The organism is Roseicella aerolata, assembly GCF_020523605.1.
Classification (GTDB): Bacteria; Pseudomonadota; Alphaproteobacteria; order Acetobacterales; family Acetobacteraceae; genus Paracraurococcus; species Paracraurococcus aerolatus.
Window position 1 is genome coordinate 26,803 of the sequence record NZ_JAJAQI010000008.1, and the last position, 14,110, is coordinate 40,912.

General features: G+C 72.0%; 13 protein-coding genes. 9 read left to right on the plus strand and 4 right to left on the minus strand.

Going from position 1 to position 14,110, the window contains the following annotated elements:
* The first annotated feature begins 143 nt into the window (after nucleotides 1-143).
* Nucleotides 144-857: a response regulator gene (locus LHA35_RS06970; protein WP_226606252.1), complete on the plus strand. Its 714-nt coding sequence runs from the start codon at nucleotides 144-146 to the stop codon at nucleotides 855-857.
* A gap of 139 nt (nucleotides 858-996) precedes the next feature.
* Complete coding sequence (locus LHA35_RS06975) at nucleotides 997-2,376, plus strand: ATP-binding protein (protein ID WP_226606256.1); 1,380 nt, start codon at nucleotides 997-999, stop codon at nucleotides 2,374-2,376.
* Between the two features lie 162 nt (nucleotides 2,377-2,538).
* Here LHA35_RS06975 and LHA35_RS06980 read toward each other — a convergent pair whose 3' ends face one another.
* Together LHA35_RS06980 and LHA35_RS06985 are read right to left on the minus strand one after the other, a co-directional pair.
* The gene (locus tag LHA35_RS06980; protein ID WP_226606258.1) at nucleotides 2,539-3,183 is read right to left on the minus strand and encodes a uracil-DNA glycosylase; all 645 of its coding nucleotides are present in this window, start codon (nucleotides 3,181-3,183) and stop codon (nucleotides 2,539-2,541) included.
* A gap of 240 nt (nucleotides 3,184-3,423) precedes the next feature.
* Nucleotides 3,424-4,053 (minus strand): LabA-like NYN domain-containing protein, encoded by a 630-nt coding sequence (locus tag LHA35_RS06985; RefSeq protein ID WP_226606260.1) that lies wholly within the window; start codon nucleotides 4,051-4,053, stop codon nucleotides 3,424-3,426.
* 85 nt (nucleotides 4,054-4,138) lie between these two features.
* On the opposite strand from LHA35_RS06985, the gene folK reads away from it, so the two are divergent.
* From folK to LHA35_RS07010, 5 genes are all read left to right on the plus strand, one after another.
* The gene (gene folK, locus LHA35_RS06990) at nucleotides 4,139-4,645 is read left to right on the plus strand and encodes a 2-amino-4-hydroxy-6-hydroxymethyldihydropteridine diphosphokinase (protein WP_226606262.1); all 507 of its coding nucleotides are present in this window, start codon (nucleotides 4,139-4,141) and stop codon (nucleotides 4,643-4,645) included.
* Between the two features lie 191 nt (nucleotides 4,646-4,836).
* Entirely contained in the window at nucleotides 4,837-5,235 is a 399-nt protein-coding gene (rpoZ, locus tag LHA35_RS06995) for a DNA-directed RNA polymerase subunit omega (protein WP_226606263.1), read from the plus strand.
* 46 nt (nucleotides 5,236-5,281) lie between these two features.
* Nucleotides 5,282-7,561, plus strand: a complete 2,280-nt coding sequence (locus LHA35_RS07000) for a RelA/SpoT family protein (protein WP_408902305.1) — start codon at nucleotides 5,282-5,284, stop codon at nucleotides 7,559-7,561.
* Nucleotides 7,558-7,968 carry a holo-ACP synthase gene (acpS, locus tag LHA35_RS07005; RefSeq protein WP_226606264.1) on the plus strand — a complete coding sequence of 137 codons (411 nt, stop codon included), beginning with the start codon at nucleotides 7,558-7,560 and terminating at the stop codon, nucleotides 7,966-7,968. The genes LHA35_RS07000 and acpS overlap by 4 nt, the downstream gene beginning before the upstream one ends.
* A gap of 150 nt (nucleotides 7,969-8,118) precedes the next feature.
* Nucleotides 8,119-8,859, plus strand: a complete 741-nt coding sequence (locus tag LHA35_RS07010) for an SDR family oxidoreductase (protein WP_226606265.1) — start codon at nucleotides 8,119-8,121, stop codon at nucleotides 8,857-8,859.
* Between the two features lie 174 nt (nucleotides 8,860-9,033).
* Here the strand turns inward: LHA35_RS07010 and LHA35_RS07015 are convergent, their stop codons facing one another.
* Nucleotides 9,034-9,798, minus strand: a complete 765-nt coding sequence (locus tag LHA35_RS07015) for a DsbA family oxidoreductase (RefSeq protein WP_226606267.1) — start codon at nucleotides 9,796-9,798, stop codon at nucleotides 9,034-9,036.
* A 124-nt stretch (nucleotides 9,799-9,922) separates the two neighbouring features.
* Complete coding sequence (locus LHA35_RS07020) at nucleotides 9,923-10,618, minus strand: glutathione S-transferase family protein (RefSeq protein ID WP_226606269.1); 696 nt, start codon at nucleotides 10,616-10,618, stop codon at nucleotides 9,923-9,925.
* A 196-nt stretch (nucleotides 10,619-10,814) separates the two neighbouring features.
* Here LHA35_RS07020 and pobA point away from each other — a divergent pair, with 196 nt between their 5' ends.
* Both pobA and LHA35_RS07030 read left to right on the plus strand, forming a co-directional pair.
* Nucleotides 10,815-11,996, plus strand: a complete 1,182-nt coding sequence (pobA, locus tag LHA35_RS07025) for a 4-hydroxybenzoate 3-monooxygenase (protein ID WP_226606271.1) — start codon at nucleotides 10,815-10,817, stop codon at nucleotides 11,994-11,996.
* Between the two features lie 112 nt (nucleotides 11,997-12,108).
* Nucleotides 12,109-14,058, plus strand: a complete 1,950-nt coding sequence (locus tag LHA35_RS07030; protein ID WP_226606273.1) for an alpha/beta hydrolase domain-containing protein — start codon at nucleotides 12,109-12,111, stop codon at nucleotides 14,056-14,058.
* Nucleotides 14,059-14,110 lie beyond the last annotated feature (52 nt).

Below are 14,110 nucleotides of genomic sequence, written 5' to 3' on the forward strand. Positions count from 1 at the left end.
CGGTCTGTCGGGCGGGCGGGGGCGCCTCGCCCCGCGGCGATCGGCTCTCGCCCTGGCGCCGGGCCTTGTGCGAGTCTATCGATGGAGTCGCGCATCACGGGCGGGCACGGCCCGGTGCGCCAGGGTGGGGGACCACGCAGGACATGCCGGCCGAGTTTGCCGCCGAGAACGCCCATCTGCTGGTGGTGGACGACGATGCCAGGCTGCGCGCGCTGCTGCAGCGCTTCCTGGCCGAGCAGGGTTTCCGGGTGACGGCCGCCGCCGATGCCGCCGCGGCGCGCGCCGCGCTGTCCGCCATGGCCTTCGACCTGCTGGTGCTGGACGTGATGATGCCGGGCGAGACCGGGCTGGAGCTGGTCGAATCGCTGCGGCGCGGCGGCAAGGACGTGCCCGTCCTGATGCTGACCGCGCGCGGCGGGCCGGATGACCGCGTGGCGGGCTTCGAGATGGGCGCCGACGACTATCTCGCCAAACCCTTCGACCCGCGCGAGCTTGCGCTGCGGATCCGCACCATCCTGCGCCGCGCCGCCCCGCCCATGCCGGCGCTGCTGCCGCAGGCGCCGGTCCAGCTCGGCATGCGCTGGTTCGATGCCGAGCGGTCCGAGCTCCGCGGGCCGGACGGCACCATCCGCCTGACGGGCGGGGAGGCGGCCCTGCTGGCGGCCCTCGCCCGCCGCGCCGGGGAGGTGCTGAGCCGCGAGGAGATCGCCGCCGCCCTCGGCACGCCCGAGGCGGGCGAGCGTGCCGTGGACGTGCAGGTGACGCGGCTGCGCCGGAAGATCGAGCCCGATCCGCGCGAGCCGCGCTTCCTGCATACGGTGCGCCACCGCGGCTATGTGCTGCGGCCCGGGCCATGATGCCGGCCCGCCCGCAAACCCGCCGGCCATGGTCCGGGGCGGCGCCGGACCCGCGGGCGCGCCGCCGGGCGGGCGGCCGCGTCCACGGCCTGCCGCCGCCGGCGGCCGTGCGGCTGCGCCAGCCCGGACATCCCCTGGCATGAGCGCGCGGGAAGCCGGCAGACCTCTGGGCCGCGCGCTGCGCGCCCTGCTGCCGCGCGGCCTGCTCGGCCGCTCGGTGCTGATCATCCTGGTGCCGATCCTGATGCTGCAGGCGGTGGCGCTGCAGCTCTTCTATGGCGGCCATCTCGATGTCATCTCGCGCCGCCTCGCCGGCGGCGTCGCCGGCGATGTCGCCCTGCTGGTCGAGCTGGTGCGGCGCGAGGCGCCGGAGGAGCGCGCCTGGATCTTCCGCGAGGCCGCCTGGCGGCTCGACCTGGCCCTGGCCTTCGAGGAGGGGGCACGCATCCAGTCCGTCGCCCGCCCGGCCAGCCTGCCGCTGCTGCCGCTGGAGGAGGACCTGAACAACGCCCTGCGCGAGCGCGTGCGGCTGCCCTTCGACACGGACTGGCAGAGCGATTCGCGCAGCGTGATCATCCGCGTCCAGCTGCCCGAGGGCGTGCTGCATGTGGAGGCGCCGCGGAAGCGGCTCTTCACCGCGACGCTCTATCTCTTCGTCATCTGGCTGGCCGGCTCGGCGCTGCTGCTGTCCGGCATCGCCGTGCTCTTCATGAAGAACCAGGTGCGGGCGATCCGGCGCCTGGCCGATGCGGCGGAGGCCTTCGGCCTCGGCCGCGATGTCGGCCCGATGAAGCCGGAGGGGGCGAGCGAGGTGCGCCAGGCGGCGGCGGCCTTCAACCGCATGCAGGAGCGCATCCGCCGCTTCGTCGGCCAGCGGACGGAGATGCTGGCCGGCATCAGCCACGACCTCCGCACGCCGCTGACCCGCATGCGGCTCGCGCTCGCCATGCTGCCGCGCACGCCCGAGATGGAGGAGGACCTAGCGGCGCTCGGCCAGGATGTCGAGGAGATGGAGCGGATGACCGCCGCCTATCTCGCCTTCGCGCGGGGGGAGGGGACGGAGCAGGCGCGCCCGGCCGATCTGGTCGAGCTGGTGCAGGACGTGGCGGCCAGTGCCCGCCGCGCCGGCGCGGTGGTGGAGGTGGCGGCGCCCGAGGCGCTCTCGATGCGGCTGCGGCCGGATGCGGTACGCCGCTGCCTCGGCAACCTCGTGGACAATGCCCGGCGGCATGCCCGGCGCATCGCGGTCGGGGTGCGGACATCGCCGCGCACCGGGCTCGGCGGACCGGGGGGCGTGCCGGCCGCGCTCTGGGCCGAGGTGACGGTGGATGACGACGGGCCGGGCATCCCGGCGGCCGAGCGGGAAGGGGCCTTCAAGCCCTTCCACAGCGGCTCCCCGAACGGCACGGGCCTTGGCCTCGCCATCGCCCGGGACATCGTGCGGGCGCATGGCGGCGAGATCGTGCTGGAGGAGAGCCCGCTGGGCGGGTTGCGGGCGCGGCTGAGGCTGCCGGTCTAGATCATTGCGCGAAAGAGCGGATTCGCGCGCCCGGGTGTTCACGCCCGTCCGCAATCCGCCCAAAAGCGGATTGCGTTCAGAACTGAACGCCAATCCGCTGTAGACCATTGCTTGTAGAGCAGATTCACGCTGCGGGGCGTTCATGCTCCTCCGCGATCCGCTCTAGCCTTCCACCCGCGCGATCACCTCCCGCACCACCGCCTCGAACATTGCGGCCGTCAGCCGGCGTGTGGAGGTGTTGTACCGGCTCACATGGTAGCTGTCCGCCACCAGCAGCCCGCCCGGCAGGGTCTGCACCGCGCCATGGCCGAAGGGCAGGCGCGCCGCCGGCACCTTGAAGACCCGCAGCAGCGCATTGTGCGCCAGCACGCCGAGCGCCAGAACCACCCGCAGATTCGGCATCGCCGCCAGTTCGCCGGCGAGGAAGCCGTTGCAGGCCCTGACCTCGGCCGGTTCCGGCAGGTTGGCCGGGGGCACGCAACGCACGGCATTGGTGATGCGGCAGCCGGTCAGCGCCAGCCCGTCATCCGGCCGTTCCTCGTAGACGCCGCTGGCAAGCCCGCATCCGACCAGCGTGGCATAGAGCAGCCTGCCCGCATGGTCGCCGGTGAAGGGGCGCCCGGTGCGGTTCGCCCCGCGCTGCCCGGGCGCCATGCCGAGCACGAGGATGCGCGATTCGCGCGGCCCCCAGGAGGGAACCGGGGCATTGTGCCAGTCCGGAAAGGCGGCGCGATTGGCCATGCGCAGCGCCGCGAGCCGCGGGCAGAGCGGGCAGTCGCGCGGCGGCTGTTCGGGCTCCGGCGTCATCGCCGGCCGCAACGCCCCGCGGCCGCGATCGTCGCCGGCCTCTCATACCAACCCGCATAAATGCTGACGCATTTATTCGGCCTCAGTCGCCGGCGCCGCTCTGCGGCTTGGCTACGCGCCACTTGGCGCGGCGCCCCCGGTGCCCATGGAAGATGCCGGTGGCATCTTCCATGGGGGCCCGGCCGTTCGGGCGCTCAGCCGCCTGCGGCGGCTGCAGGTCAGGATTTATGCGGGCGGGTATCACTCCGGCAGGTCGGGCGTCTCGCGGAAGGGCTCGGCCGGCGTGGCGCGGACCGGCATCGGACGGGGGCCGAGCGGGCCGGTCCGGGGGCGCGGCTCGACCTGGCGGCGGGTGATGTGCTCGGCCAGTTCCGAGAGATCGAGGAAAGCATCCGCCTGACGGCGGAGATCGTCCGCGATCATCGCCGGCTGGGTGCGGATGGTGGAGATCACCGTCACCCGCACGCCGCGGCGCTGCACGGCTTCCACCAGCCGGCGCAGGTCGCCATCCCCGGAGAAGATCACGACATGGTCGAGATGCGGGGTGAGGTCGAGGACATCGACCGCCATCTCGATATCCACGCTGCCCTTCACGCGGCGGCGGCCGGTCGCGTCGGTGAACTCCTTGGCCGGCTTGGTGACCACGGAGTAGCCGTTATACCCCAGCCAATCCACCAGCGGCCGGAGCGGGGAGTACTCCTCCGTCTCCAGCAGCGCCGTGTAGTAGTAGGCGCGGATGAGGTAGGAACGCTGCCGGAAATAGGCCAGCAGGTTCTTGTAGTCCACGTCGAACCCGAGGGTTCGCGAGGCCGCGTAGAGGTTGGCGCCATCGATGAAGACGGCCACGCGTTCGATGCGTTCGGGCTGCAAGCTGTGGGCTCTCGAAATGTGACGCATGCCGGGAAGGCACCTTTCCATCCTAGTATAGGATCATCCATCCGGAAGCGAGAAAATCGTGATCATTATCGCCTTGGGGGCGAATGTCCCGGATTCCCGCGGGTCATCGCCTCTCGAAACCTGCCGTGCCGCGGCTGCCGCGCTCGATCGCCTGCCCGGCCTCCGGCTGCGGGCGCTCTCGCGCTGGTACCGAACCGCGCCGGTTCCAGCCATGCCGGGCGCGCCCGACTTCGTCAATGGCGTGGCGCGGCTGGAGGGTGCCGTGGACGATCCCGCGCACCTGCTCGCCGCGCTCCATGCCATCGAAGACCGGGCGGGCCGGCAGCGGCCCTATCCCAACGCCCCGCGGAGCCTCGACCTTGACCTCATCGACCTCGACGGCCTCTGCCGCGACGGCCCCGACCCGATCCTGCCACATCCGCGCGCGCATCTCCGCCGCTTCGTGCTCGAGCCGCTGCGGGACGTTGCTCCGCACTGGGTCCATCCTGGCCTTGGCCGGACCCTGGCGTCGCTGATCGCGGATCTGCCGCCTGAGACGATGCCGCCGCAGCCAATCCTTTCCTGAAATGGGTTGCACGACTATACCACGCCAGTGGCGGATGGGTTACAGATTGTGTCGATCCATGCTGCGCTGCGGCGAAAATGCGGGCTTCGCGCTTGCACCCGGCGGGCGTGGTGGCTATCTGGAAGGTTCCTCTGCAGCAGTGCGCCGCGGGCCTTCCCGCCCGCCGCCGCCCCATTGATCACGAGGCCGTCATGGCGCGCGTCACCGTTGAAGACTGCATCGTCCAGATCCCCAACCGGTTCGAGCTGGTTCTGCTGGCCGCGCAGCGCGCCCGCAATATCGGCCGGGGCGAGGAACTGACCCTCGACCGCGACAACGACAAGAACCCGGTGGTCGCCCTCCGCGAGATCGCCGAGCAGACCATCCCGCTCGAGGCCATCGAGGCCGACCTGATCAAGTCCCTGCAGCGCGCCCCCGAACCGGAGCCGGCGGAGGAGGAGGTCCTCGACCTCATCGCCACCGACGAGAACATCTTCGGTGTCATGGACGTGAACGAGGAGCTGCCGGCCGAGGGCCAGGGCCTCGAGGACATGTCGCCGGACGACCTGGAGGCCGCCATCGCGGCCGAGCTGGGCGGCGGCCGCCGCTGAGGATCGGCCATTGACCTCGCGCGACGCCGGGCCCTTGCAGGCACCGGTGCCGCGCGCACCGGAAGGGACGGTGACGGGCCTGGCGGAGGCCCCCGCCGCCGAGCCGGTCCCGGGGTTGGAAGAGGCGCTGGCGCTGGCCCGCCGCGTCGCCGGCTACGACCCCCGCGCCGATGTCGCGCTGATCGAGCGCGCCGGGCGGACCGCCGCCGAGGCGCATGCCAGCCAGCGGCGCGAGAACGGCGATCCCTACATCACCCACCCGATCGCCGTCGCCAATATCCTGGCCGATTACCGGCTGGACAGCGCGACCATCGCGACCGCCCTGCTGCATGACGTCGCCGAGGACACCGCCTTCGGCCTGAAGGAGATCGAGCGCCGCTTCGGCGCCGAGGTCGCCCGGCTGGTGGACGGCGTCACCAAGCTCACCCGCCTGGAACTGCAGTCCGAGCGCACCAAGCAGGCGGAGAACCTCCGCAAGCTGGTGCTGGCGATGAGCGAGGACATCCGCGTCCTGCTCGTCAAGCTGGCCGACCGGCTGCACAACATGCGCACGCTCCACTTCGTCCCGAAGGCGGAGAGGCGCCGCAAGACCGCGCGCGAGACCATCGAGATCTTCGCGCCGCTCGCCGAGCGCATCGGCATGGATGCGCTGAAGGCCGAGCTGGAGACGCTCTCCTTCCAGGAGCTCCACCCGGAGGCGCGGCAGACCATCGCCGCCCGCCTGACCTATCTGCGGGGCCAGAGCGCCAACCTGATCAAGGAGATCGAGCACGACCTGAAGCGCGTGCTGGCGCGGCACGGGGTCCACGCGCTGGACGTGATGGGGCGGGAGAAGTCGCCCTATTCGATCTGGCTGAAGATGCAGAAGAAGAACGTGGCCTTCGAGGCGCTCTCGGACGTCATGGCCTTCCGCGTCATCGTCGAGGACCGCGCCGCCTGCTACGCCGCGCTCGGTGCGGTGCACGACGCCTATCGCGTGGTCCCGGGCCGCTTCAAGGACTACATCTCCACCCCCAAGACCAATGGCTACCAGTCCCTCCATACCGGGGTGACGGTGCCGGAGCGGCGGAACGCCAAGATCGAGGTGCAGATCCGCACCCGCGAGATGCACGAGGTCGCCGAGAACGGCGTCGCCGCGCACTGGATCTACAAGCAGGGGCCGGAGGGCAACACCTCGGCCGCGGGCAACCGCAAGCGCTATCCCTGGGTGCGCGCCCTGCTCGACATCCTGGAGAATGCCGAGGGCGCGCAGGACTTCCTCGACCACACCAAGCTCGAGCTGCACCGCGACCAGGTCTTCTGCTTCTCCCCCAAGGGCGACCTGATCGAGCTGCCGCGCGGCGCGACGCCGGTGGACTTCGCCTATGAGGTCCACAGCCAGGTCGGCGACAGCTGCGTCGGCGCCAAGGTCAACGGCAAGATCGTCCCGCTCCGCCACCAGCTCGAGAACGGCGACCAGGTCGAGATCATCACCGCCCGCGGCGGCCAGCCCAACCCGGCCTGGGAACGCTTCGTCGTCACCGGCAAGGCCCGCGCCCGCATCCGCCGCTTCGTGCATGCCCGGCAGAAGGAGGAGCATCGCGAGAGCGGCCGCGCCGCCATCGTCAAGGCCTTCCGGCAGGAAGGCGTGGACGCGACCGAGAAGCTGCTGGAAGGCGCGCTCAAGCCGCTCAAGCAGCCGGGGCTGGAGGAGCTCTACACCGCCGTCGGCTCCGGCTCCCTCTCGCCGAGGGAGGTGCTGCACGCCGCGGTGCCGGAACTGCGCATCCCGCCGCGCGCCACCGATCCGCTGCCGCTGACCCGGCCGCGCGGGCGGCTCGGCGCCAGCCCGCTGCTCGGCCGGCCGGAGCGGGCGGGCTCGCCGCGCGGCGCCGCCTCCGCCGGCCTGCCGGTGACGGGCATCGTCACCGGCATGCCCTATCATTTCGCCGGCTGCTGCCACCCGCTGCCGGGCGAGCGCATCCTCGGCATCGTCACCACCGGCAAGGGCGTGACCATCCACGCCGCGGACTGCCACACGCTGGAGAATTTCGCCGCGACGCCGGAACGCTTCCTCGATATCGACTGGGACGAGACCTCCTCCGCCGCCCGGGTCGGCCGGGTCGTGGTGGAGACCCGGAACCGCAATTCGGCGCTCGCCGCCCTGACCGAGACGGTGGCGCAGAATGACGGCGCGGTGACGGGGCTGAAGGTCCAGCACCGCGATGCCGAGGCGATCGAGGTGCTGCTCGATGTCGAGGTCGCCGACCTCCGCCACCTCGAGCGCATCATGGCCGCCCTGCGTGCCCCCGCCGACAACCTCCGTGTGGAGCGCATGCGCGGATGATCCTTGGAATCGGCAATGACGTGGTGGATATCCGCCGGATCGAGCGGGTGCTGGAACGCCATGGCGAGCGCTTCCTGGAGCGGGTCTTCACCCCGGTGGAGCGCGCGAAGGCGGAGCGGCGGACGGAGAGGATCCGCGCCAGCACCTATGCCAAGCGCTTCGCGGCGAAGGAGGCGGCCTCCAAGGCGCTCGGCACCGGCTTCAACCAGGGCGTCTTCATGCGCGACCTGGGCGTGGTCAACCTCTCCTCCGGCAAGCCCACGCTGCGGCTGTCCGGCGGCGCGGCGAAGCGGCTGGCGGCGATGACGCCGCCCGGCCATGCGGCGCATGTGGAACTCACCATGACCGACGAATACCCCTATGCCAGCGCCATCGTCATCATCTCGGCGGTGAGGCTGCCGGGATAGGCGGGCGGCCCCACGCCGCCTATTCTCCCGCATCCGGCCTGCGATCGCCCCGGGTGGGACCACCCGGGGCGTGAATCGCCGGCCCGAAGAGAGCCAGGCCGGATCGCGGCTGGCGCGGACGGTCGCGATCCGGCCTGGCGGGAGGACCCCATGAACGCACTCGATCTCAAGGGCCGCGTCGCGGCCATCACCGGCGGCGCGCGCGGCATCGGCCTCGCGGTCGCCGAGCGCGTGGCGGCCAGCGGCGGCCGCCCGGCCATCTGGGACGTGGACCTGGCCGAGGCGGAGAAGGTCGCCGCCCGCCTGAACGGCTTCGCCGCCCAGGTGGACGTCACCGACTACGGCGCGATCGAATCCGCGCTGGCCCGGACGGAATCGGCGCTCGGCCCGCTCGACATCCTGGTCGCCAATGCCGGCATCACCGGCCCCAACGCCACGGTGGACGCCTATCCGATCGATGCCTGGCGCCAGGTGATCGAGATCGACCTGACCGGCGTCTTCCTCTCCTGCCGCGCCGTGGTGCCGGGGATGAAGGCGCGCAATTACGGCCGCATCGTCAACGTGGCCTCCATCGCCGGCAAGGAAGGCAACCCGAACGCGGCGGCCTATTCCGCGGCCAAGGCGGGCGTCATCGGCTTCACCAAGTCGCTCGGGAAGGAACTGGCGCAGTCGGACATCCGGGTGAATTGCGTGACGCCGGCGGCGGCGGCGACCGACATCTTCAGGCAGATGACCCAGGCGCAGATCGACTACATGCTCTCCAAGATCCCGGCCGGGCGCTTCGCGCAGGTGGAGGAGATCGCGGCGCTGATCTGCTGGCTGGCGACCGAGGATTGCAGCTTCTCGACCGGCGGGGTGTTCGACGTCTCGGGCGGGCGGGCGACCTACTGAAAGAGGCCGGGGGAAGGCAGGTTCCCCGGCTGGACGCCGGCGTCCGACCCCATCCGTTTCCCGGAGTCCGGCGCGTCCTGCATGGAAGTGGGCCGGGCGCGCCGCGAAGCGGGGGGCCGGAGGGGGAGGCGGCATTCGAGCCATGACATGCGCCAGCATGTCATGCGCCGGTCATCACTCGGCGGCGCGTGCGTCTTCCTTGCGCAGGATCTCCAGGGCACGGCGGAAGACATCGGCCATGCGGTCGGGGGGCATCGCGCCGCTGAACAGCACATGGCCCTGCAGCGCGAAGGTCGGCACGCCGGAAAGCCCCGCCCGGCGGAAGCCCATATCCTCCTGCAGCACCTGCGCCTCGCCGATATCGGTGGCCAGCAGGTTGGCGGCGTCCAGGGCAGGCAGGCCGGCCTCGCCCGCCAGCGCCGCCAGCACCGTCCGGTCGCCGATGTCGCGCCCTTCCTGGAAATAGGCGCGGAACAGCCGCTCCACCACCGCTTCCTGCGCTGCCACGCCATGCTCGCCGGCCCAGCGGATCAGCCGGTGCGCATCCACCGTGTTGGGCGTGCGCCGCATCAGCGCATGGCGGAACTCAACCCCGGCGGCGCGTCCGGCCGCGGCGACCTGGGCATCCAGTTCCCGGCTGCGCTCCAGGCTGCCAAATTTGGCGGCGCGATAGGCGTCGCGCTCCACCCCCTCCTTCGGCATGTCGGGGTTGAGCTGGAAGGGGCGCCAATGCACCTCGAAATGCTCGCCCTCCTCGGCCAGCAGGGCCAGCGCGCCCTCCAGGTTGCGCTTGCCCACCCAGCACCAGGGGCAGATGGCATCCGAGACGACATCAATCCGCGAGGGCGCCCGCCCCAGCGGCAACGGCATCACCTCGCCGCCCGGAACCTCGCACCCGTCCGGGCCGCAGGCCGCGCCCTCGGCCACCCGATCCGCCATCGCCCGTCTCCTTCCGTCCGCCCTGTCGCGGATCGCGCCCGGTCCTGAACGCCGATCCGTCGCAGCGCCTTGTCCATGAAGCGGATGCACGCTCCCGGGCATGCCCGCCGGTCCCGCGCCCACCCTAAACCTCGTGTCCGGGCGACCGGCGCGCAAGCCCGCCATACAGGTCGAGCATCCGCTCCCGCCAGGCATGCACCGGGTCGTCGGCCTCCAGCAGGCGGAAGCCGCTGACCGCGCGGGCCCAGAGGAAGGCGCCGAAGACGATGTGGTCGGCATAGGCCGGCGCCGCGCCCGAGAGGAAGGGCTGTGCCCGCAGCGTGAGCCGCACCGGCTGCAACTCCTTCCGGAAGGTCTCCCGCGCCTGCTCCCGCGTCGCCACCAGCGCCTCCAGCGTCATCCCGAAGCGCTTCTCCCGGCTCTCGCGGAAATAGCCGGCATCCTCCGGCCGCAGGCAGTCCAGGATGTCCCGCACCACCATGCGCGCGATCCAGGGATGCAGGATGCTGTCCGCCCAGCCATTGACGAAACGCGCCAGGGCCTGCGCCGCCGGCCCGCCGAACAGGCTCGGCCGGTCGGGATAGGTCGCTTCCAGGTATTCGGCGATCATCCAGGAATCATGGACCACCCTGTCGCCATCCACCAGCACCGGCACCAGCTTCTGGCCCGAGAAGGCGAGGCGGTCCGTCTCGGTGAAGCGCCATGGCGTGGTCTCCACCTCCAGCTCCTTATGCGCCAGCGCCAGCCTGGTCCGCCAGCAATAGGGGCTGAAGCGCAGCGCGGGGTCGGCCCCGGCCAGGTCGTAGAGCAGGCGGGTCATGCGGCGTTCCTCCGGCACGCAGTCTCGCGCGCCGGCGGCAGCGGCGCAAACCCTTGCCGGCGCCGAAGGGCCCGGAGACGTGGCCTGGCGCGGCCGGCCGGCGGCCCGGGCCATCCCCCCGCCGCACCGCCGGCGCGAGGATGGCCCGGGCGAAAGGAAGGCGGCACAGTCGCGGCCGACAGAGGGAGAAGCAACCATGCGCACCCAGGTGGGGATCGTGGGGGCCGGGCCGGCGGGGCTGCTGCTGGCGCATCTGCTGCACCGCGCCGGGATCGAGAGCGTGATCCTCGAGGCAAAGTCCCGCCAGCATGTCGAGGAGCGCATCCGCGCCGGCCTGCTGGAGCAGGGGACGGTGGACATCCTGACAGAGACAGGCCTCGGCGACCGCCTGCACCGGGAGGGCCTGCCGCATGAGGGCATCGAGCTCCGCTTCGACGGCCAGGGCCACCGCATCGACCTGCATGGCCTCACCGGCAGGCGGGTGATGATCTATGGCCAGCAGGAGGTGGTGAAGGATCTCATCGCCGCCCGCCTCGCCCAGGGCCGGCCGCTGCTCTTCGAAGTGGAGGAGGTCGCGCTCCACGACCTCGACAGCGACTGCCCGCGCATCACCTTCCGCCACGGGGGCGCGGAGACGATGCTGCATTGCGACGTGATCGCGGGCTGCGACGGCTTCCATGGCATCTGCCGGGAGGCGATCCCGGCGGGCGTGCTGAAGATCTATGAGCGTGCCTATCCCTTCGCCTGGCTCGGCATCCTGGCGGCGGCGCCGCCGGCCTCGCATGAGCTGATCTATGCGCGGCACGAGCGCGGCTTCGCCCTCGCCACCATGCGCAGCAACACGCTCGCGCGCCACTACATCCAGTGCCGGCCGGAGGAGGATGTCGCGGCGTGGTCCGATGACCGGATCTGGGCGGAGCTGCATGCGCGCATGGCGGACCGCGACGGCCACTCCCCCATCAAGGAAGGGCCGATCCTGCAGAAGGGCGTCACGGCCATGCGCAGCTTCGTGGTGGAGCCGATGCGCCATGGCCGGCTGTTCCTGGCGGGCGATGCGGCGCATATCGTCCCGCCGACCGGCGCCAAGGGGATGAACCTGGCGGTGGCCGATATCATCGTGCTGGCCCGGGCGCTGGAAGCCTTCTATCGCGGCCGGGGCATGGCGCTGCTGGACGCCTATTCGGCGACGGCGCTGCGCCGCGTCTGGAAGGCGCAGCGCTTCTCCTGGTGGATGACCAGCCTGCTGCATCGGTTCGACGGCGCCGATCCCTTCGAGCACAAGGTGCAGCTGGCGGAGCTGGACTATGTCTGCAGCTCCGCGGCCGCCTCGCTGACGCTCGCCGAGAATTACGTGGGCCTGCCCCTGGAGACCGGCTGACCCGGGCCGGGTCCAGGGGGCGCCTGATCCCTGGTGGGGGGCAGGGGGGCAGAGCCCCCCCCTTTGTTGTTCGTGGCGTGTCCGGCGTAGCGTGGCGGCGGGAGGACCCGCCATGAACCGCGCCGTCACGGCCGCCCTCGTTGCGCTGCTCGCAGCAACCCCCGCCGATGCCCGCGTCACCGCCTTCGAGGTCACGGCGCAGGAGCGTTTCGCGGACGGCCAGCATTTCGGGGCCGGGCCCTATCTGCGCATCAGCGGCATCGCGCGCGGGGAGCTGGACCCGGACGATCCGCGCGATGCGGTGATCGCCGATCTCGCCCTCGCGCCGCGCAACGCGCGCGGGCGGGTCGAGTATGCGACGGAGGTGGTGATCCTCCGCCCCGCCGATCCGGCGCGCGCCGATGGCCGACTGCTCTATGACGTGACCAATCGCGGGCGGAAGCTGCTCTTTGCCTATGCCTATGACGCCCCGGCCGGGCAGGCGGAGCTGAACGCGCTGCGCAGGCCCGCCGCGGTGGGGCTCGCCTTGCCGTTGCGCGCCGGCACCACGCTGGTCTGGAGCGGCTGGGACCCGGAGGCGCCGCAGGCCGATGACGGCATGCGGATCGACATCCCCGTGCTGCCGGGCGTCACCGGCCTGGTGCGGGACGAGTTCGTCTTCGGCACGCGGGTGCACCCGGCGGACCGCCCGACCGCGCCGCTCTCCTATCCCGTGGCGGACCCGGATCCGGGCAGGGCGAGCCTGACAGTGCGGCGGCGGCGGGAGGATGCGCCGCAACCCGTCGCCTTCGCCTATGCCGGCGATGCGGTGTCCCCCCGGGCCATCCGCCTGCTGCCGGAGGGCCGGCGCTTCGAGCCCGGCAGCATCTATGAATTCCGCTATCCCGCGACCGGCGCCCGGCCGCTCGGCATGGGCTTCGCCGCGACGCGGGACCTGGTCAGCCATCTGCGCCACGATGCCCCGGCGGTGCTGGGCGGCATCGGCATCCGCACGAGCCTCGCCATCGGCATCTCCCAGGCCGGGCGCTACCTGCGGCATCACCTCGATCTCGGGATGAATGCCGATGCCGAGGGGCGGCGGGTCTTCGACGGCATGCTCGCGCATATCGCCGGCGCCGGGCGGGTCTTCGCCAATGCCCGCTTCGGCCAGCCCGACCGCACCGCGACCTGGCACGAGGATTTCGCCCACCCCGAGCACTGGTTCCCGCTCGCCGCGGCGGAGACGGTCGATCCCGCCACCGGCCGGCGCGGCGCGCTGCTGCGCGGCGATGGCAGCGACCCGCTGCTGATGGAGGTGAACAGCTCCACGGAGTACTGGCAGAAGGGCGCCAGCCTGATCCACACCGACCCGGGCGGCACCATGGACATGCCGGCGCTGCCGAATGTCCGGCACTATCTGGTGGCCGGCACCAGGCATGCCGGCCGCTTCGGTGCGACGACGGAGCGGGGCCGCTGCCACAATCCCAACAACCCGCATTCCGCCGGCCCGCTGCTGCGCGCCCTGCTGGCGGCGCTGGAGGAATGGGTGGAGCGCGGCATCGCCCCGCCGCCCTCCCGCGTGCCGCGCCTCTCGGACGGCACGCTGGTGCCGGCGGAGGAGGTGCTGCGGCGCTTCCCCGCCATCCCCGGCCTGCTGCTGCCGCGCTTCGCCACGCCCATCGCCCCGGTGACGGACTGGGTGGCGGGGCTCCGCGGGGCGGAGGAAGCCTGGCGCCCGCTGGTGCCGGCGGTGGATGCGGACGGCAATGAGCGCGCCGGGGTGCGGCTGCCGGATATCGCAGTGCCGCGCGGCACCCATGCCGGCTGGAACCTCTATGCCGCGGAGGGGCTGCGGGAGGAGCCCTGCGACCGGGAAGGCAGCTTCCTGCCCTTCGCCGCCGATGCCGCCGCCCGCCAGGCCGCCGGCGATCCGCGGCCGAGCCTCGCGGAACGCTATCCGAGCCAGGCGGCCTATGCCGCGGCGGTGCGGGTCGCGGCCGCCGTGCTGGCGGCGGAGCGGCTGCTGCTGCCGGCGGATGCCGAGGCCTTCCTGGCCGCGGCACGCGACCGCGGATTGCGATGATGCTTGCCTTTCCGCGTCAGAGGCGACAGAGGGGCTAGGCGGGAGAGGAGGC